This window comes from Beijerinckia indica subsp. indica ATCC 9039, from assembly GCF_000019845.1.
Taxonomy (GTDB): Bacteria; Pseudomonadota; Alphaproteobacteria; order Rhizobiales; family Beijerinckiaceae; genus Beijerinckia; species Beijerinckia indica.
This window is the reverse complement of the sequence record NC_010581.1, coordinates 1471789-1491275: the sequence shown is the minus strand read 5'-3', so window position 1 is coordinate 1491275 and position 19487 is coordinate 1471789. Positions and strand designations below refer to the sequence as shown.

At 57.3% G+C, this 19487-nt stretch carries 18 protein-coding genes; 9 read left to right on the top strand and 9 right to left on the bottom strand.

Features of this window, described 5'->3' with window-relative positions; genetic code table 11:
* Nucleotides 1–71 precede the first annotated feature (71 nt).
* Together BIND_RS06510 and BIND_RS06505 are read left to right on the top strand one after the other, a co-directional pair.
* Entirely contained in the window at nt 72–2135 is a 2064-nt protein-coding gene (locus tag BIND_RS06510) for a thioredoxin domain-containing protein (RefSeq protein WP_012384281.1), read from the top strand.
* A gap of 179 nt (nt 2136–2314) precedes the next feature.
* Nucleotides 2315–2725: an acyl-CoA thioesterase gene (locus tag BIND_RS06505; protein WP_012384280.1), complete on the top strand. Its 411-nt coding sequence runs from the start codon at nt 2315–2317 to the stop codon at nt 2723–2725.
* A 262-nt stretch (nt 2726–2987) separates the two neighbouring features.
* Here the strand turns inward: BIND_RS06505 and BIND_RS06500 are convergent, their stop codons facing one another.
* From BIND_RS06500 to BIND_RS21895, 3 genes are all read right to left on the bottom strand, one after another.
* Entirely contained in the window at nt 2988–4082 is a 1095-nt protein-coding gene (locus BIND_RS06500) for an NHL repeat-containing protein (protein ID WP_148210574.1), read from the bottom strand.
* A gap of 352 nt (nt 4083–4434) precedes the next feature.
* The gene (locus BIND_RS06495) at nt 4435–4800 is read right to left on the bottom strand and encodes an SHOCT domain-containing protein (protein ID WP_012384278.1); all 366 of its coding nucleotides are present in this window, start codon (nt 4798–4800) and stop codon (nt 4435–4437) included.
* A 123-nt stretch (nt 4801–4923) separates the two neighbouring features.
* On the bottom strand, nt 4924–5139 hold the full coding sequence (locus BIND_RS21895; protein WP_012384277.1) for an MBL fold metallo-hydrolase: 216 nt from the start codon (nt 5137–5139) through the stop codon (nt 4924–4926).
* A 67-nt stretch (nt 5140–5206) separates the two neighbouring features.
* Here BIND_RS21895 and BIND_RS06485 point away from each other — a divergent pair, with 67 nt between their 5' ends.
* Nucleotides 5207–5875, top strand: coding sequence for an ArsR/SmtB family transcription factor (locus BIND_RS06485; RefSeq protein ID WP_041778537.1), 669 nt, complete (start codon nt 5207–5209; stop codon nt 5873–5875).
* Between the two features lie 9 nt (nt 5876–5884).
* Here BIND_RS06485 and BIND_RS06480 read toward each other — a convergent pair whose 3' ends face one another.
* Complete coding sequence (locus BIND_RS06480; protein ID WP_012384275.1) at nt 5885–6784, bottom strand: LysR family transcriptional regulator; 900 nt, start codon at nt 6782–6784, stop codon at nt 5885–5887.
* A 137-nt stretch (nt 6785–6921) separates the two neighbouring features.
* Between BIND_RS06480 and BIND_RS06475 the strand changes: the two genes are divergently transcribed.
* Nucleotides 6922–7659 (top strand): SDR family oxidoreductase, encoded by a 738-nt coding sequence (locus BIND_RS06475; RefSeq protein ID WP_012384274.1) that lies wholly within the window; start codon nt 6922–6924, stop codon nt 7657–7659.
* A gap of 29 nt (nt 7660–7688) precedes the next feature.
* Here BIND_RS06475 and BIND_RS06470 read toward each other — a convergent pair whose 3' ends face one another.
* The 5 genes from BIND_RS06470 to BIND_RS06450 all read right to left on the bottom strand — a co-directional run bounded on the left by BIND_RS06470 (nt 7689) and on the right by BIND_RS06450 (nt 12617).
* Nucleotides 7689–8636, bottom strand: coding sequence for an aldo/keto reductase family protein (locus BIND_RS06470; protein WP_012384273.1), 948 nt, complete (start codon nt 8634–8636; stop codon nt 7689–7691).
* Between the two features lie 199 nt (nt 8637–8835).
* On the bottom strand, nt 8836–9180 hold the full coding sequence (locus BIND_RS06465; RefSeq protein WP_012384272.1) for an SWIB/MDM2 domain-containing protein: 345 nt from the start codon (nt 9178–9180) through the stop codon (nt 8836–8838).
* Between the two features lie 334 nt (nt 9181–9514).
* Nucleotides 9515–10750: an argininosuccinate synthase gene (locus BIND_RS06460; protein WP_041778536.1), complete on the bottom strand. Its 1236-nt coding sequence runs from the start codon at nt 10748–10750 to the stop codon at nt 9515–9517.
* A gap of 179 nt (nt 10751–10929) precedes the next feature.
* A complete protein-coding gene (locus BIND_RS06455; protein WP_012384270.1) occupies nt 10930–11502 on the bottom strand; it encodes a cytochrome b in 573 nt (190 codons plus the stop codon).
* Entirely contained in the window at nt 11499–12617 is a 1119-nt protein-coding gene (locus BIND_RS06450; protein ID WP_012384269.1) for a catalase family peroxidase, read from the bottom strand. Before BIND_RS06450 ends, BIND_RS06455 begins: the two co-directional genes overlap by 4 nt.
* Nucleotides 12618–12914: 297 nt before the next feature.
* Between BIND_RS06450 and BIND_RS06440 the strand changes: the two genes are divergently transcribed.
* The 5 genes from BIND_RS06440 to hrcA all read left to right on the top strand — a co-directional run bounded on the left by BIND_RS06440 (nt 12915) and on the right by hrcA (nt 19487).
* On the top strand, nt 12915–14087 hold the full coding sequence (locus BIND_RS06440; protein WP_012384268.1) for a phosphoserine transaminase: 1173 nt from the start codon (nt 12915–12917) through the stop codon (nt 14085–14087).
* 208 nt (nt 14088–14295) lie between these two features.
* Complete coding sequence (serA, locus tag BIND_RS06435; protein WP_012384267.1) at nt 14296–15885, top strand: phosphoglycerate dehydrogenase; 1590 nt, start codon at nt 14296–14298, stop codon at nt 15883–15885.
* A 347-nt stretch (nt 15886–16232) separates the two neighbouring features.
* Nucleotides 16233–17618, top strand: a complete 1386-nt coding sequence (locus BIND_RS06430) for an outer membrane beta-barrel protein (RefSeq protein ID WP_012384266.1) — start codon at nt 16233–16235, stop codon at nt 17616–17618.
* A 338-nt stretch (nt 17619–17956) separates the two neighbouring features.
* Nucleotides 17957–18322: a response regulator gene (locus BIND_RS06425; protein ID WP_041777967.1), complete on the top strand. Its 366-nt coding sequence runs from the start codon at nt 17957–17959 to the stop codon at nt 18320–18322.
* Nucleotides 18323–18386: 64 nt separating this feature from the next.
* Entirely contained in the window at nt 18387–19487 is a 1101-nt protein-coding gene (gene hrcA / locus BIND_RS06420; RefSeq protein WP_012384264.1) for a heat-inducible transcriptional repressor HrcA, read from the top strand.

Genomic DNA, 19487 nt, shown 5'->3' with positions numbered 1-19487 from the left:
TCTTCAAGCTCCCCGCGCCCCGGAGATTGGAGTAGAATTCCGAGAACGCGCTCTGAAGAGAAGATGGATCCATGTCAGCCAACGAACTCAGCCAAGCCGCTAGCCCCTATCTGCTCCAGCATGCGCATAATCCCGTCCATTGGCGCATGTGGACCAAGGCTGCCCTGGAAGAAGCGCAGGCTCTGAACAAGCCCATTCTTCTCTCGGTCGGCTATGCCGCCTGCCATTGGTGCCACGTCATGGCGCATGAGAGTTTCGAGGACCCCGAGACAGCGGCGGTCATGAACGAGCTTTTCGTGAATATCAAGGTCGATCGCGAGGAACGGCCCGATATCGATCATATCTATATGAGCGCGTTGCAAGCCTTTGGCGAGCGCGGCGGCTGGCCGCTCACCATGTTCCTGACGCCAAAGGGCGAGCCTTTCTGGGGTGGCACCTATTTTCCAAAGGTCGAGTCCTTCGGCCGGCCGGCCTTCGTCACCGTCTTGAAGACGGTCGCGGAAGCCTTCGATAAACAGCCCGAGCGCATCACCAAAAACACCGAGGTCGTGCGCGAAGGCCTGGGCAAGCGCCCCGCTGGCGAGGAAGGCGCTGCGCTCAGCCTCGAGCAAATGAACAATCTCGCCCCACAAATGGTCAATTTCATTGATCAAGTCGATGGTGGCCTGCGCGGTTCGCCGAAATTCCCCAATACGCCGATTTTCGAATTTCTCTGGCGCGCCGGCGCCCGGATCAGCAAGGTCCCCTATCGCGATCTCGTGCGCCATACGCTCGACCGCATGTCCGAGGGCGGCATCTATGATCATCTCGGCGGCGGCTATGCCCGTTATTCGACAGATGAACGGTGGCTCGTCCCGCATTTCGAGAAAATGCTCTACGACAATGCGCAGATCCTCGAATTGCTGGCTCTGTGTTTCCGAGAATTCAACGACGAGCTTTTCCTCACCCGCGCGCGCGAGACGGTTGGCTGGCTGCATCGCGAGATGACCTCGCCGGAGGGCGCCTTCTGTTCCGCCCTCGACGCCGACAGTGAAGGCGTCGAGGGCAAATTCTATGTCTGGGTCTGGGAAGAGCTTGTCCAGACATTGGGTGTCGAAGACGCGATCTATTTCGGCAAATTCTACAATGCCGGACGGATCGGCAATTGGGCCGAGGAAAAACACGGGGCGATGGTCACCATCCTCAACCGGCTTGAATCGCATCGCCCGAGCGACGAGGAAGAGGAAAGGCTCGCGCCGATGCGGCAAAAGCTTTTCGCCGTACGTGAGAAGCGCGTGCATCCGGGGCTCGACGACAAGATCATGGCCGATTGGAACGGCCTGATGATCGCCTCTCTCGTCAATGCCGCGACGACATTTGACGCACCGGAATGGATCACGATAGCTGCCAAGGCCTATGATTTCATCATTTCGACGATGCATTTCATCGATGACCAAGGCATCAAAAGGCTCGCCCATAGCTGGCGCGCCGGTGTCCTCGTCACCCCCGCCATGGCCCTCGATTACGCTGCCATGACACGGGCCGCGATCGCCTTGCACGAGGTCCGCAATCATCCAGCCGTTTCCGATATTCTGATCCGCGATTATCTCGCCGACGCGATCACTTTCGCTGAACAGCTCGAAACCTATCACCAGGATCCAGAAAGTGGCCTGTTGTGCATGGCCGCCAAGGACGCGAACGACGTCATTCTGCGCCTGTCGCCAACCTCAGATGATGCTATTCCGAATGCCCATCCGGTGTTTCTGACTGCTCTCATCCGCCTTGCGGGCCTTACCGGCGATGATCGCTGGCTTGCCAAGGCCGACGCCTTGTTCAAAGCGGTGGCGCCTTCCGTGCGGACAAGTTTCGTCGGTCATGCCGGCATTCTCAATGCCCTCGACCTGCGGTTGCGGATCAAGGATATCGTCACCGCCGGGCCCAAGCGGCGCGACCTCTACCTCGCCGCATTGAAACTGCCCTTCATCGAGCGCGTCGTGATGGATCTCGACAAGCCTGAAGCCCTGCCGGACAATCATCCCGCCAAGGCCCAGGCGGCCATGGCTGGCGATGCCGCCGCCTTTGTCTGTTCGGGTGGAGCCTGTTCGCTCCCGGTGCATAGTGCCGAAGCGCTGGAAAGTACCGCCAGCATCGCGTGATCGCCTTGCCGGGGAGACACCTCAAATAAAAGTGAGCCTCATCCGGGGGAAGCTACCAATTTCTCTGCCCTCCCGTTTCCGGCCAAGCTCGAACCTGCTAAAAGGTCGCACCATAACAAAAGTGAGGGACCATTTCGGTTCCCCTGGAGTAGCCGCCCTCTCCAGTCAGGAAGACTCCTATGCTCGCTAAAGAAGCCTCCATGCCAAATGGAGCCCCCGTAATTCGGACTATCGCCATGCCTGCCGACACCAATCCGGCGGGAGATATTTTTGGCGGCTGGCTCATGTCGCAGATGGACTTGGCGGCTGGCAGCGTCGCCAGCCTCGTTTCACGCGGCCGTGCAGCGACCATCAAGGCCGAGGCCATGGTGTTCCACAGCCCTGTCTTCGTCGGCGACGAAGTCAGCCTGTTCGGCAGATTGATCAAGCGCGGGCGTACTTCGATGCAGATCGAGGTCGAAGCTTGGCGGCGCAGCCGCGACAGTCATGAAACAACGAAAGTGACCGAAGCGATCTTCACTTTCGTGGCGATCGATGAACACCGCCGCCCGCGCCCCCTGCCCGACGACATTGTCGTGCCGGCTGAGTAATTGGCCTCAGCCATAGCCGACCAATATTTCGACGCGAAAATTTGCATGCCCTGGAAGAGGCTTTGACGGATTTCGCTGACAGCCTCACGCCGCCCCGGCTGAAATCCAAAACGTTTTCGCGTTGAAACGTTGCAAAGGGCAACGATTAACCAGCGGCCATACCAAGTGACCGCTGGTACAGCTCTCGAATTTACCCATTTCCAGGAAAACGCAGAGGCTCAATGGCCGCTCCGAGTCCCCATGGACCGAGGCTGGATACCGTTCACTTCCCGTCAGAAGCAAATTTGTCCAAGAACGGCGCTAAACCATAGACTGCAAAGGCATTTGTCGCATCATTGACGGCGGCAAAGTTGAAGCCGGGTCCTCCGCCAGGAAGGGCGGTGGTAATGCCAAAGGCCGCGCCTTGACCCGCGTCGACATTATATTGTCTCACAAATTCACCGCCCTTGGTGAATTCCACGATTTCGCTTGGATGGGTTGGGTCAGGGTTGACCGCGTCTCCATTGGAGGTGAGCAGATTCCCGTTTGGCGCAAAGGCCAGCGCCAAAGGTCCGCGCAGATGCGTATCGGAAAACACCAGAGTGCCCTTATCGATCACACCCGAGGCCGTGCCAGCATGTGGTATCGAGAAGATCGCGTTATCGGCTGTCGAGGCAACGTAAAGAACATCAGTGCTTTCGTCATAAGCAAGCCCCGTTGGCCCCAACACAAGAGCGGCCGCATTGGGGACATGGGTGTACCCTTGAGCGATCTGCGTCTTGCGCATGACGGTAATGTTTGAAGAACCAACCGTCAGGTCGAGCCGCGAGACTGTGCCGCTCAAGACATTCGAGACGAAGACCTGCGCGCTTGTGCCGTGGTCACTAATGGTCAGATCCCACGGGCTATCGAGAAAGACAGCATCGGTCAGCGTGGTGAGCAAGTTACCTTGACGATCCAGAACCTGGAGCGCGCCATTAGAGATCGTGCCGATCGTGCCATCTTGCGTCGGCACATTGCCAACAAAGATAAACCCGCCACTGAGGACCCCGAGTGCAGTTGTCAAACCATTGAGTTTACTTGAAAAGATAGTCGTCGCATTACCGCTCTCACCCGCCGGTACCGATGGTGCGACAGAGCCGTCCGGGGTCAGCTTGATGATTGTGGTGCCTGTTCCCTGCAAATTGCTGCTGTTATTAAAGTTCGAGACCAAAATATCGCCTGATGCAATGGTTCCGTTTTGTGGAAATCCTGCAGGCACAAAAGCAATGCCATAAGGGTTCAGATCGCCATTCCCCGGGATCGTCGATGATATGATGAGGCGGGGAAGAAAGGGCCTGGAATTATTATCGGTAGCCTGCGCTGCCACCGGCGACATGAGCGCTATGCCAGCAGCCGATAAGGTTATGCAAGAAACACGTGCGAAAGATTCCTTCAACTTCATGATTAGTCTCCCAGATTACGATTTAGACGGCATCGTTATCGGTCTATCTATTCACAATGATAGAAGAAGAAATAGTAACGCTTGCGGTTAAGACATGATTTTGAGATGCATTGTAACTTACAGACAGCGATTTTACACTGAAATTATGGCATTTTCCTGGTATTTATTATTATAATCTTGACAGTTATTATCTTTGAATTCGCTATTTGATTACAAGATCAGCAGGATCTGCTTCGATGTTCCTTCCTCACTTCATCTGAACGACAGGCTCATCGGGCAGAATCCCTTATTCACCAAGCACACGCCGTCGCTCCTCATATTCGTCCTTGTCGATCTCGCCGCGCGCAAAACGCTCCTTGAGAATGTCGAGTGGTGTGCGACTTGGCAGCGTAGGATGTGGTGGCACGGGTCGCTGCCACGGCCCGCCTAACCAGCGGACGAGTAGAACCACAGCGGCGATAAACACCGCGAGGAAGAGAATCATCAGCAGCGGACCGAAAATCATGACGTAACGGCCTCCACCACACCACATCATAGGGTGACTCCCGGCGTATCGTTCTGCTTCCGATGCCGTCTGAGCCCAGACGGCGGTGGGCATGAGGCTCAGAGCGCCAAATCCTGTAGCGGCGAACTGCATTACATGTCTTTGCATGGGCTCGCTCCATCGTTGACAGAATTCATCTTGGTCCTTCGAGCCTTACTGTTTACTCCGCTTGTCGGCTCGACATCTTGCACAAGATCAAAAGCCAGGTCCCAATGCTCCATCTCTCATGGGTCAGGCCGCAGCTGCCGCGAGATCGGAATTTGCCGCTCTGATCTGAATGGCCTCCAGTGGCGCCGACGGAATATCGGCCCTGGCCTCTTCGGCGGCGTGCAGGTAAAGCTGAATGGGACCGACAGGATCGACGACGGCCGCGCTCGCCTTGCCGCCGCAGCCGAAGAGATAAGAGATGCCGACCGGATCGGTGTGAAGGAACTGGCGGAGGATCAAGGGCTTGTGCTCCTCGCTGGGGAAAATACATTCAATTAATATGCTGAATGATATAAAAGGAAATAGTGTGTCAAGCACCGGCCCGAAACAGGCGATCTACGAAAGCCTCGCTGAGGTGGCGCAGGCGCTTGGCCACGCGCACCGGCTGGAACTGCTGGAGCACCTTGCGCAAGGCGAGCGCAGCGTCGAGGAGCTTTCGTCACGCACGGGCCTCACCTTCGCCAACACATCCCGCCATCTGCAGATTCTGCGGCGTGCGCGCCTTGTCGAAACGGAGCGCCGTGGCAAGCACATCCTTTACCGCCTCGCCGGCGAAGCCGAAATCGTAGCGCTGATCAATGCGCTCGGCCGCGTGGGCGAGCGCAACGTCGCCGAGATCGATCGCGTCAAAGCGGATTACTTCCTGGCGCTTGATGCGCTGGAGCCTGTGTCGCGCGCGGATCTACTTTCGAGGCTGCAGGACGGCCTCGTCACGCTTCTCGATGTGCGTCCGGAGGATGAGTTCGCGGCAGGCCATCTTCCCGGTGCGCTCGGCATTCCGCTTGCGGAGTTGGAGCATCGCCTGAGCGAGCTTCCTCAAGATCGGGAAGTGATCGCCTATTGCCGTGGCCCTTACTGCATCCTGTCCTTCGAAGCGGTCGCGGCGCTAAGAGCCCGTGGCTATCTCGTGCGCCGGCTCGAAGACGGCTATCCGGAGTGGAAAGCCGCCGGCTTGCCGATCGAAACCAGCGCATGACGGCATGATCTACATTCGGTCCCAATAAGGCGGATCGCCGAAAGTCTTGCGTAGACAATCAGCCAGCGCGCGGAGCTTAGCCGACGGCCGCCGCCCCTCTGGATGGGCTATATACACGAACTCTGGCTCGACCTCAGCCCCCACGTCGATGACAGTCAGCGCCGCAGTCCTGACCTCCGCGCCAACAATGAAGCTTGGGAGCAACGCAATACCAAGACCGGCCACGGCTGCGTCACGCATCATGTCACCATTATTGACACGGAGGCCGATCGTCCCTCGAACGATCGTCGCATGTTCCGGCCCCATGAAACGCCAATCAGCCGCACCTCTATTCGTGTAGAAAATGCCGCGATGCTGTTCCAACTCGGCCAAAGATTTTGGCGTGCCGTGACGTATGAGGTAGCTCGGTGACGCGACCAGGTGGCGCCGACTGGATGCGAGGCACCAGGCCATAAGGCGGCTATCCTCGAGCCTTCCGTGCCGTACCACGGCGTCATAGCCCTCCGCTGAGGCATCCACACGCCGGTCGTCGAGCTCCAAGGTCATCGCGATTCTTGGGTGCTGCGCCAGGAATGGATAGAGCGCCGGCCCCAGATGCATGCGCCCAAACGTCACCGGCGCCGAGAGGCGAAGAGGGCCGGATAAAGTGCCCCGGCGCTCCGCTAAATCAGCGGCAGCCTCTTCGACGTCGCGCGTGATCCGCGCGGCGCGTTCGAAAAATGCCGCGCCATCTTCGGTAAGAGAAAGTTTTCGTGTCGTGCGGTGGAAGAGCACTGTGCCAAGGCTCCGTTCCAGGTCGGACAAACGCTCACTCACCACCGATTTGGAAAGGCTGAGACGCCGGGCCGCCTCGCTAATCGAGCCTGCCTCCGCTACCGCCACAAATGTCATGATGCCATCGAGCTTCATTGTTCGCTTAAACCGAAAACTAGATCATCTAGTAGCCGCCTAGCACGAACGTGATCACCATGACTATTCTCATTGGCATCAGAGCGACGAGACAGAGCGATGAGACAAGGCTCTGCGACTGATGAATGAGGATGAAAATGAAAAGACTCATGGGAAAACGGGCGTTGATAACAGGCGGAACCAGCGGAATCGGCCTCGAGACGGCGCGGCGCTTCATCGCCGAAGGCGCCCAAATCGCGATCACCGGCACGGATGCAACGCGGCTGGAAGAAACCCGCAAGGCCCTCGGCGCCGATGTCCTAACCATAAGGGCCGATTCAGGCGACATTGCCGATCAACGAGAGGTCGCGCACAGGGTGGGCGAGGCATTCGGAACGCTTGACGTTTTGTTCATCAATGCGGGCATTGGCGATTTCCGCCCTTTGGAACAGTTCGACGAAGCGGGATTCGATCGTTCAATGGCGGTCAATTTGAAAGGCCCATATTTTCTCGTACAGGCCCTTCTGCCGATCCTTGCGAATCCCGCTTCGATTATCCTCAATACTTCGATCAATGCTCGGATCGGTATGCCCTATTCCAGCGTCTATGCGGCCAGCAAGGCTGGCCTTATCTCGCTCGCACGGACATTCTCAGGCGAATTGATCAAGCGCGGCATCCGTGTCAATGCGGTCAGCCCTGGGCCGATCGCCACTCCCCTCCACGGCAAGATCGGCATGAACGAGGCCGATATTGAAGGTCTGGTCTCGCAGATCCCTCTCGGGCGGCGCGGGGAACCGGCTGAGATAGCCGAGGCCGTCGTCTTCCTCGCCTCAGATGCTGGCGCCTTTGCCGTGGGCAGTGAATGGATCATCGACGGCGGGATGAGCACTCTCTGAAGGAACGCAAGACACCGATTCAGGCTCGGTTACTGCCGGACCGGCTCCAGAATTTCCTCGGCCCGGAAAAAGAGTTCCTGCGTGACCTGAGCATCCGCGGCAGCCGCATTTTCGACAACCTGCTCGGGGCGGCTGGCGCCGATGATCGCCGAGGAGACATTGGCCTTGCGCAGCACCCAGGCAAGAGAGAATTGAGCCAGAGTGAGCCCCGCCTCGTCGGCAAGCGGCTGAAGTTTTTGCACGGCTTCAAGCACCGGCGCCTCAAGCCAGCGTTTCGGCACCATGGACCCCATGGATTCGTTCCCCACACGCGAGGAGCCAGGGGGATTTTGGTTCGGCTTATATTTTCCGGTCAAAATGCCTTGCGCCAACGGCGACCAGACGATCTGGGTAATGCCGTAATCGGCGCAAAGATCGAAAAGCTCCGCCTGCGGATAGGGCCAGAGCAGGGAATATTGCGGCTGGCTCGATACGAATGGCGCCATATCGAGCATTTCGCATGCTTCCACGATCTTGTCCTGCGGCCATTCGCTGAAGCCGATATAGCGGACCTTGCCCTTTTTGACTTCCTCTGTCAGGGCCTCCATCGTTTCCTCAAGCGGTGTATCCGCGTCGTAGCGATGGCATTGATAAAGATCGACATAATCGGTTTTCAAGCGGCGCAGCGAGGCATCGAGCTGCTTGACGATCTGTTCGCGCGAGAGACCTTTGTCTGTGTCGCTCATCGCGCCAAAAACCTTGGTCGCCAGAATATAAGAGGAGCGGCTGATCCCGTTCAGGGCCTCGCCGAGAACACTTTCCGCAGTGCCTCGCCCGTACACATTCGCGGTATCGATAAAATTGATACCGACATCCAAAGCCTTATGGACACAGGCAATAGCCTGAGCCTTTTCAATGCCTCCGGCAGTTGTAAGCCAGGACCCGAGGGAGATCGTCGAAATCTGAAGATCGCTGTCGCCGAGCTGACGGTATTTCACGACTAAATCCCTCATACTTTACGCAAGGCCGCGCAAATCGGTCACGGGCCTTGCTAGTCCTCATGCCTTCGCTCATTTCCAAGCAGAAGCTGGGCCATGGCAAGGATATCCCTGTCGAAACCCTAAAGTGCGGGAGCGGCGCTCTTGGGAGAGTGCCACACCATGCCCGAACGCAGTCGGCGACCTGCGGATTCGTGCCTTATTTGAGATGCTGGGCCAGGAATTTGTTCATCTCGAACATCGTGGCCTTATCCTTGCCGAAGATCGGCTTGAGCTTGTCGTCGGCGAGAATTTCGCGCTTGTTCGCCTCGTTCTGAAGCTTGTGCTTCTTGATATACTCCCACACCTTGCTCACGACTTCCGTGCGCGGCAAAGGGGCCTCGCCCACGATTTCAGCCAGTTCCTTCGAGGGCTGCAAGGGCTTGCTGAAAGCGCTATTGCCGGCCGGCTTTGCGGCCTTTTCACCTGTCTTGGTGCTCGCCTTGGCCTTTGCCGGGGCAGCCTTGCTCTCCGCGCCCGGCGATTTCTTGCTGGATGTCGTCATCCCGTCTGCCTCCATGAGTCTTTTGCATTGAATCCACGCGGGGGGTGTCACCACGTGGAACTTACACCGAACCCGCCCCTATCTGTATCGGGCGGTCATCGCGGCATCCCCTGTCCCCGCAGAACGAACCCTAACCATCGGACCACGTCAAGCAGAGTGCGCTCAGGCAAGGGAATTTGAGGCGCTTTCCACTTTAATCACCCCAAATTCTGGTCGAAATTGACAAACCACGGTCGCAAATGGCTTCCGTCCGCTGAGGGAAGGGCCAGTCATCGCCCTCCCGGTCCCTGATTCCATATCCTTTTCGAATCACTTCGATTCGAAAAACTTCGCATCAGGCCAGCTTACGTGCCCGTTTCGCCAGGGTACGAAGCCGCAACGCATTAAGCTTGATGAAACCCGCCGCGTCGTGGTGATCATAAGCGACAGCCCCTTCCTCGAAGGTAACGAGATCCTGATCATAGAGCGAATGGGGGCTGGAGCGGCCAACCACATAGACGCCGCCCTTATAGAGTTTCAGGCGAACCCGGCCCGTCACGAATTCCTGGCTCTTGTCGATCAAAGCCTGCAGCATTTCCCTCTCTGGCGAGAACCAGAACCCATTATAGATGAGCTCGGCATATTTCGGCATGAGCTCATCCTTGAGATGGGCGGCGCCGCGATCGAGAGTGATCTGCTCAATGCCGCGATGCGCGAAATAGAGAATGGTGCCGCCGGGCGTCTCATACATGCCGCGCGATTTCATGCCAACGAATCTGTTCTCGACGAGGTCGAGGCGGCCGATGCCATTATCATGGCCGAGCTTATTGAGCCGCGTGAGCAGGCTTGCCGGTGACAGTGCCTCGCCGTCGATCGCCACCGCATCGCCCTTGACGAAATCAACTTCGATGAAGGTCGGCTGGTTCGGCGCGTCTTCTGGGCTCAGGGTTCGGGAATAGACATAATCGGGCACATCCTGCGCCGGATCTTCTAGAACCTTGCCCTCGGAAGAAGCATGCAGGAGATTGGCATCGACCGAGAACGGCGCCTCGCCGCGCTTGTCCTTGGCAATCGGGATCTGATTCTTCTCGGCGAATTCGAGGAGCGCGGTGCGGGAAGTCAAATCCCATTCACGCCAGGGGGCGATCACCTTGATGTCGGGTTCGAGCGCATAATAGGACAGCTCAAAGCGCACCTGATCATTGCCCTTACCGGTCGCGCCATGCGCCACGGCGTCGGCGCCGGTCGCCCGCGCGATCTCGATCTGCTTCTTGGCGATCAAGGGCCGTGCGATTGAGGTCCCGAGCAGATAGAGCCCTTCATATTGGGTATTGGCGCGAAACATCGGAAAGACGTAATCGCGCACGAATTCCTCGCGCAGATCCTCGATGAAAATATTTTCCGGCTTGATGCCAAGCAGGAGCGCCTTGTCGCGGGCCGGCCCCAATTCCTCGCCCTGGCCGAGATCGGCGGTAAAGGTCACGACCTCGCAGCCATAAGTGGTTTGCAGCCATTTGAGGATGATCGACGTATCGAGGCCCCCAGAATAGGCCAGCACGACTTTCTTGATGGATTTTTGGTCTGTGGACATGAAGAACCCGGGCAGGAGAATCAAAGCGCGGGCTTTATAGCGCATCAAATTCAAAAATTGGGTAGTCCAATTTTATGCAGGCCCCCTCCGAGTGCTCGACACCGGGAGGACTTATCTTGGGTCTTCCCGATCATGACCGTCATGATCCGGAAGATCTGGCTTGAGGCCACCGCCCGCGCCTATGGATCTCTAGAAAGCTCCATGGCTTCAATGGCTTGCACTCTTTTGCCTGAAACCATGCTCGAGAACACGCCGTCCCGGCGGATCAAAGCATGGAACAAGGCCGCCGCAACATGCGCGAGAATGACGGAGAACAGGAGATATGCAAGTATCGTATGGGTTTGCCGCAGAAGAGCATAAAGCGCCGGTCGCGGCGGCAGGATGGCGGGAAGATGCAAGGGGCCAAAGAGGGTGATTGGATAATCGCCGGCGGAAAGCATCGCCCAGCCGATCAGAGGCATTGCGAACATGAGGCTATAAAGCATCAGATGGGAAGCTAAAGCGGCGCGCTGCTGCCAAGCTGGTATGCTCTTGGGCAGCGGCGGCGCGGGATGCACGAACCGGTTTCCCCAGCGGATCGCGGCCAGAACAAGAATCGCTATGCCGATGGGCTTATGAAGCGACACCAGCCAATGGTAATCCGCTAGCCGGGAGACCATGCTGACGCCGATGAACAGCATAGCGAGGATCAAAACAGCCATGATCCAGTGCAAGGCACGGGACAGGCCATGGAAATGAGTCGCGGCTTTCATGATTTGTCCCCTTTCGTCCCATTCGGCATCATCACGGCGCTCGGTGTTTTGGGCTCGCCCTCGCGGCGGGTAAAGGATTGTGAATAAACGGCCGATCGCGCGCTCAGCAGCGGATCGTCCGAGGCCTCAATGCCCTGCGGCAGGATGAGCGGGTCGAAATTGACGTCGCGGCAGCGCCCATCGGCTTCATCCTGAAGGCTTTCTATTGTAAGACTGCCAAGTTCCCGGTGCTCACGCTCGCTCGGCCAGGGAAGCGTCGCGTCCATCGTGGGATCACCCGGCTTTCCGACCATAACGACGAGACGCCATTGCAGAGGATGGTCCCCAGCTTCATTGATCAGATCAACGAACAGGAAATCCTTGTCGATCTTCACGGTTTTTTCCGGTTCCTCGCTAATGAAGGGGGCGATGGGCACCATCGACCAACGCACGGGCGTCGCGACACCGGCCGAATTGACAAACAGGAACGTATTGAGGCCGTTGTAAGTATCATCGTCGAAGCCCGAGGAAATGCTGCGGGCCTTGATCAGGGCCGCGGCCCGCGCTGTCTCAGGATGCGCTGCGAGAAAAGCCGCCATTGCGGCGGGATCCGGCTTGCCGGTCGCAGGATCCTTTCGCCCCGCCAGGAGCTGATCTCGAAAGGCCTCAGGCGTGTTTACTGCGAAGACAGGAATATCATTCATGCCGGTTCGCCATTCTTCGCCATTGTCGAGCCGGAAGCGGACCGCCATGCTGCGCACTGTCGTCTCGGCATCGGCTGCGTAGGGCTGGCCACCCGCCAAGGCGAAACGGCCGGTGACTGGGGTGACGCGGCCTGGAGCGAACAAGCTGGCTTTCGAGAGGTCAGCGCCCTGGCCATTGCTCTCGAAATGGCCTGAAAAGCAGATGCCCTTCGCGTGATTGCGCCGAAATCCCGGATAGAAGCCGTTGACCTCCTGGAATGTTTCGATTAACCGGCTGGGCGTCAGCCGCGCGGGGGAGAACCAGCCGCCCGCATAAGCAAAGGCGGCCGCGCCGGCGCAGACAATGGCGCCGATTACACCAAAGCGCAGGACAAGGGCCGTGGACGACAAAGGCGCAGGCGCGCTTTTTGATGGACCAGGAAACTGGGACATGGGGATTTGCTCACTTGATAAGTGCTTGCTTCGATCATCGCCGAAGCGCCGTTCCAAATCCAATTCACCCTTATTAAAAAATCGATCTCCAAAATCGATCAGTCGCGCTTGATCTTCAATCCGGCGACCCGGTCAAAAAAGTCACGCCGAAACCATTCAAAAAGGATCATCCGAAGGGATGATCCGGCGAACATGAAATGAAAACACCTGGCCCTTGACCGCGCAGAGCTTCGCGCGTATCGACAGCGCCGGGACACCTCTCCCCAACGAGAGGCGCCCATCTGAAAGGATGGTTACATGACCGATACGCTTCCCGCCGCTCGCCCGGCCAATGCCTGCTTTTCCTCCGGCCCCTGCGCCAAGCGCCCTGGCTGGACTCTCTCCGCCCTTCAAGACGCGGCTCTTGGCCGCTCGCATCGCGCCAAGATCGGCAAGACCAAGCTGAAGCTTGCGATCGACCTGACGCGCGAAATTCTCCAGGTTCCTGAAGATTATCGTATCGGCATTGTTCCCGGTTCGGATACGGGCGCGGTCGAAATGGCGCTCTGGACCCTCCTCGGCGCGCGCGGTGTCGATGTTCTTGCTTGGGAATCGTTTGGCCAGGGCTGGGTCACTGATATCGTCAAGCAATTGAAACTGCCGAATGTCCGCAGCCTCAAGGCGGGTTACGGCGAGATCGTCGATCTTGCGACGGTGGATTTCAACAATGACGTCGTCTTCACCTGGAATGGCACGACCTCCGGTGTGAAAGTGCCGAACGGCGATTGGATCGCCGCCGACCGCCAGGGCCTTACGATCTGCGACGCGACCTCCGCCGCCTTCGCGCAAAAGCTCGATTGGCCGAAGCTCGATGTCGTGACCTTCTCCTGGCAGAAAGTGCTCGGCGGCGAAGCCGCGCATGGCATGCTCATTCTCTCGCCCCGCGCGGTCGAACGGCTCACCACTTACACGCCGGCTTGGCCGCTGCCCAAGGTCTTCCGCCTGACCAGCGGTGGCAAGCTGACGGAAGGCATTTTCGTCGGTGAGACCATCAACACGCCATCCATGCTCTGCGTCGAGGATTATATCGATGCGCTCAACTGGGGCAAAACGGTCGGCGGCCTCGAGGGCCTGATCGCCCGCGCCGACGCCAATACCAAAGCGATCGCCGATTGGGTCGAGAAAACCCCCTGGATCGATTTCCTCGCCGCCGATCCGGCTATCCGCTCCAATACAAGCGTCTGTCTCAAGGTCTCTGATCCGGCGATCACCGCTCTTTCCGACGAGGCCCAGGCCGCTTTCGCCAAGACCCTGGCGAGCCTCCTCGAAAAGGAAAAAGTGGCCTATGATATTGGCGCTTATCGTGATGCACCGCCCGGCCTTCGCATCTGGTGCGGCGCGACGGTCGAAACCAGCGATATCATCGCTTTGACCGCCTGGCTGGATTACGCCTATGCCAAGGCCAAGAGCGATCTCCCGAAGGCGGCCTGATCGCTCAAACGGCCGGCGGCCCGATCCAGCCGGCCGTTCAAAGATTGATTGAAACGGGCACGATCGGCTCGGCGTCGAAAGATCCACGACGCCGCAAAGCTTATTCAGCCCCATCGGTCGCCCTTTAAACCTGCCCTCACCCTTTCATCGGAAGAGCCTTTCTCCTCGACAGCGCGAGAAATCTTCCGGCCCGTTTTGGAGAAACTCCATGGCTCCTCGTGTCCTCATTTCCGATGCTTTGTCGGAAGCCGCCGTCGCCATCTTCAAGGAGCGCGGCATCGAGGTCGATTTCCAACCGGATCTCGGCAAAGATAAAGACAAGCTTGCGGAAATCATCGGCCAGTTCGACGGCTTGGCCATTCGCTCGGCGACCAAGGTCACCGACAAGATTCTTGAAAAGGCGACCAATCTGAAGGTCGTCGGGCGCGCTGGCATCGGCGTCGATAATGTCGATATTCCGGCCGCCACCGCCAAGGGCGTTATCGTGATGAATACGCCTTTCGGCAATTCCATCACGACGGCGGAACATGCCATCGCCCTGATGTTCGCGCTCGCTCGCCAGATCCCCTCCGCCGATGCCTCGACTCAGGCCGGCAAATGGGAAAAGAACAAATTCATGGGTGTCGAAATCACCGCCAAGGTGCTCGGCATCATCGGCTGCGGCAATATCGGCTCGATCGTCGCCGAACGTGGCGTCGGCCTCAAAATGCGCGTCATCGCCTTCGACCCCTTCCTGACCCCCGAACGCGCGCTCGATCTCGGCGTCGAAAAAGTCGAATTGGATGATCTCCTGGCCCGCGCCGATTTCATCACTTTGCACACACCGCTGACGCCTCAGACCAAGAATATTCTTTCCGCGGAAAATCTCGCCAAGACCAAGAAGGGCGTTCGCGTCATCAATTGCGCGCGTGGCGGTCTCGTCGATGAAGAAGCCCTGCGCAAACTGCTCGATTCGGGCCATGTCGCCGGCGCGGCCTTCGACGTCTTCATCACCGAACCGGCCAAGGAAAATCCGCTGTTCGGTCATCCCAATGTGGTCTGCACGCCGCATCTTGGCGCCTCGACCTCTGAAGCGCAGGAAAATGTCGCCCTGCAGGTCGCCGAGCAAATGTCGGATTATCTGACGCGTGGCGCGATCTCCAATGCCGTCAACTTTCCTTCCATTACGGCGGAAGAAGCTCCCAAACTGAAGCCCTTCATCGCGCTGGCTGAAAAGCTCGGCTCCTTCGCCGGCCAGGTCATCGACAGCGCCATCAAGAAGGTGACGATCACCTATGAAGGCGAAGTCGGACAATTGAAGATCAAGGCCCTAACAGCCTCTGCCATTGCCGGCATTCTGCGGCCGCTGCTCGCCGATGTAAACGTCGTCTCGGCCCCGGCCGTCGCCAAGGAACGCGGTATCGTCATCGACGAAGTGAGTCGTGCCGCCGCCGACGCGGATTACGAATCCCTGATCACGCTCACAGTCGAGACCGACAAAAGCTCGCATTCCATCGCCGGCACTGTCTTCCACGATGGCAAGCCTCGCATCATTGCCATCAACGATATCAAGATCGACGCCGCCGTCGCGCCGGTCATGATCTATGTGTCGAATGAAGACAAGCCCGGCTTCATCGGCCGTTTCGCCAGCCTGCTTGGCAATGCCAGCGTCAATATCGCGACATTCGCGCTCGGTCGTGACCGTGAAGGTGGCTCGGCCATTGCCCTGGTCGAAGTCGACGGCGCGGTGCCCGAATCGGTCCAGAATGAGGTCAAGGCTCTGCCCGGCGTCAAAAAAGTCAAGGCCTTGGCTTTCTAAGCCTGCCTGAACACCCCTTTACAGCATCAAAGCACTTTCCGAGGCCATTTCACCGATAGAGCGGTGAAATGGCCTCTTTATTCCTGATTTCTTCCCCTAAATTTCAAATAGAATGCCGTCACTGGCGCCGTGACACATATTTTCGGCAATTGATTACGATAACGGGTTTCATTTTTACGTGATAATTGGCTAATTATAAGCCAATAAGCCTTCGCCCTATTGGCGCGGCAAGAACACCAGACTCCCGACATAGACCTTTCGTTCGCTTCGGATTTTTCTCAAAGGGGAAATTTCCGATCCGATTCCTTCACTCCCGATTCAGACGGATATGCTGACAGGAGGTAGCGATGAACGTCGTAGATATGTCTTCCGGTTGTTATTCCCTCAGCCGCCTATTCTGTTTCATGGCGACCGGCCGCGCTGAACGCGCGGGAAAAATCTCTGATAAAAGCCATCATACAATCATGAAAAGCGGGATCGTCGCGGCGGCATTAGTCGCCGCGGGCTTCGCGTCAGCCGCCGACCTCGAAAGGGAAAGTCGGGAAAACGCCGCCGTGGTCGCACCGGCACTGCCGGCGGCTTGGAGCGATACGATCACCGCCGGGTTTCAGATTGAAGCAGGCATTGCCGCCAACCCGGGCAATCCGAGCAACGGCCGGAATTTCGGGATGCTCTATACCGATTATGCCAATGCCCCCATGCTCAGCCAGATCATGTTCGGCATTCAGCGACCGCTCGATCCGAATGCCAAAGGATATGATTTCGGCTTCGTGCTGCAAGCGATCTATGGCACGGACGCCCGCTATAATCATATTCTCGGTCTCAACGATGATATGATCAATAATCGCAACCAGTTGGTGCCAATCAATCTGACCGTGCTGATGCATCTGCCCTGGCTCACGGATGGCGGCATCGATGTCAAGATGGGCCTGACTCCCGGCGCGATGGGCTATGAGGTCTTCGACCCAGCCGTCAGACCATTTTACACCTTTAGCTATATTTCGGACTTTCTTGTCCCCTTCCAACATATTGGCGGCCTTGCCACTTGGCACGTCAATGACACTCTGGATCTTTACGCGGGAATTGACACAGGAGCGCAAACCTCCTTCGGCAGGAATGATAATAATAGTTTGCCGGCGGGCTATTTTGGATTCGGCCTCAACAAGCTTCTGGACGGCAAACTCACACTCGTTGCGTTGAGCCGTCTCGGCCCTGAACAATCGCTGCTTGTTTTTCCCAATGCCAATTCTCTGATGCGATCCTGGAACGATGTGGTCGCAACCTATAAATATGATGACAAACTGACCTTAGCCGCGGAGGCGAACGTCTTTTATGATGGTGCTCTCCCTTACAATACGGCCTATGGCTTGGCCGGCTATTTGACATATACCTTTACCGACGAACTCAGCCTCAATGCACGCGCCGAAGTCATGCGCGACAACACTGGTGTCCTCGTCGGCAATTTCATGAATGTGTTCGACTACACAAACAGTATTCGTGGACTTCCCTATACTTTCGTCGGAGCACCCGCGCCGACAACCTACGGCGAGATTTCGCTCAACGTCGCCTACAAACCGAAGATCGACTGGGCGCATTACAACCTGCCCGTCAAAACCCTCCAATTCCGGCCAGAGATTCGCTATGATCGCTCTCTGAACGGAACCGCGGCTTTCAACACGGGAACTTCGCAGGACGCATTCATGTTCGGTGGCGATATCATCTTGGGTTTTTGACCTCGCTATGAAAGGCGAGGTCAATCGTCCCAAAACACCGATGACAGCCATGATCATGTCCGTTTCAGTCATTGGGTCAACGTCGGCCATGCCGCTCTCGATAATGTGATCGCTTGGCCGAAACCCGTCATGCGTCCAGCGCAAGCTGAACACACCGTTCCTTATTCGCTTGATTTCGCTCTCAGCCCTATCTGGTTGTAGAAATAAGCATATACTCTCTACGCGTGCTTTCCTAAATTTATTGTTCTCGGGTTTCATCCATTTCAACGCAAACGGAACTAGGCGGCGCATCGAGCGTTTTGCCAGCAACCTTTGTTGCTCCACGATGGCTGGTAGCCGTGAAAAATTTGCAAGATCTCCATGTTCTCGTTGTCGAGGATGAAGCTATAATTGGCATGTTGCTTGAAGATGTACTCATCGATATCGGCTGCAAGACAGTGGATGTGATGAGTTCCGTCGAGGCGGCCCTGACCTATCTCGAAGATCAGAAAGTAGATTTTGCCTTGCTCGACATCAACCTCAACGGACGGTTGAGTTTTCCCGTCGCCGAGCAATTGCAGACCAAGGCAATTCCTTTCATTTTCTTGTCAGGCTATGGCGCGCAGGGACTTACCGGCCCTTATTCCCGTTGCAAGACTCTGCAAAAACCCTTTCAACCGGGCGAAATCGAAAAAGCCGTAGGCGAGGCGCTCATGGCCGTTTAAGGCTTTTCCGCGAGTTTTTCTTATCGGCTTGCGTCACCCGCCATCTATTGCCATTTTGAAGGCGATGGCCATTTCCTTCGATCCACCTCGCTTTCCTCTCGCTTCAAACACCACCGCCCTCGGCATGCTGAACGAGCGGTCGCGAGAGATTTTTCGTCATATCGTCGAATCCTATCTCACCACGGGCGAGCCGGTCGGGTCGCGCCATCTTTCCAAATTGCTTCCTGTTCCGCTCTCGCCAGCTTCCGTGCGCAATGTGATGCAGGATCTGGAAATGCTGGGCCTGATCTATGCGCCCCATACCAGCGCCGGCCGCCTGCCGACGGAGCTAGGCCTGCGCTTCTTTGTCGATGCACTGCTCGAAATTGGCGATATCGGCGAGGCTGAGCGCGCCCATATCGAATCACAAGTCAGGATCACTTCTCCCGAACGGACGCTCGAAGACCTACTTGGCGATGCCATGATGATGCTGTCGGGCCTGACACGGGGCGCCGGGCTCGTGGTGACGAGTAAGGAAAATGCCCGGCTGAAACATATCGAATTCGTGCGCCTAGAGCCTGAGCGCGCCCTTGCCGTCCTCGTCGCGGAGGAAGGCTCGGTCGAAAATCGCATTGTTCAGATTCCGGCCAATCTGCCACCCTCCGCACTGATCGAGGCAAGCAATTATCTCAACGAGAGGATTCGCGGCCGGACGTTGCATGAAGTCGGTGTCGAGATCGAAGCCTCGCGACGCGCGGCCGAAACAGAGCTCGGCGAGTTGACAACAAAACTCGTCGATGCCGGCCTTGCGAGCTGGGCCGAATGTTCGGGACACGAACCGCAGTTGATCGTGCGCGGCCATGCCAATCTTTTGGAGGATTTGACGGCGCTTGAAGATCTCGAACGCATCCGCCTCCTCTTTGCCGATCTTGAAACGAAAAAAGATGTCATCGATCTCTTGAGCCGCGCCGAGGGCGGAGAAGGTGTGCGGATCTTCATCGGCTCCGAGAACAAATTATTTTCGCTCTCTGGCTCCTCGACCATCGCCGCCCCCTTTCATGATGGGCAGCAACGCATCGTCGGCGTTATCGGCGTCATTGGGCCGACACGGTTGAATTACGCCCGCATCGTGCCCATGGTGGACTATACGTCCAAGCTACTCGTCAGGCTGCTTCAGGCGCGATAA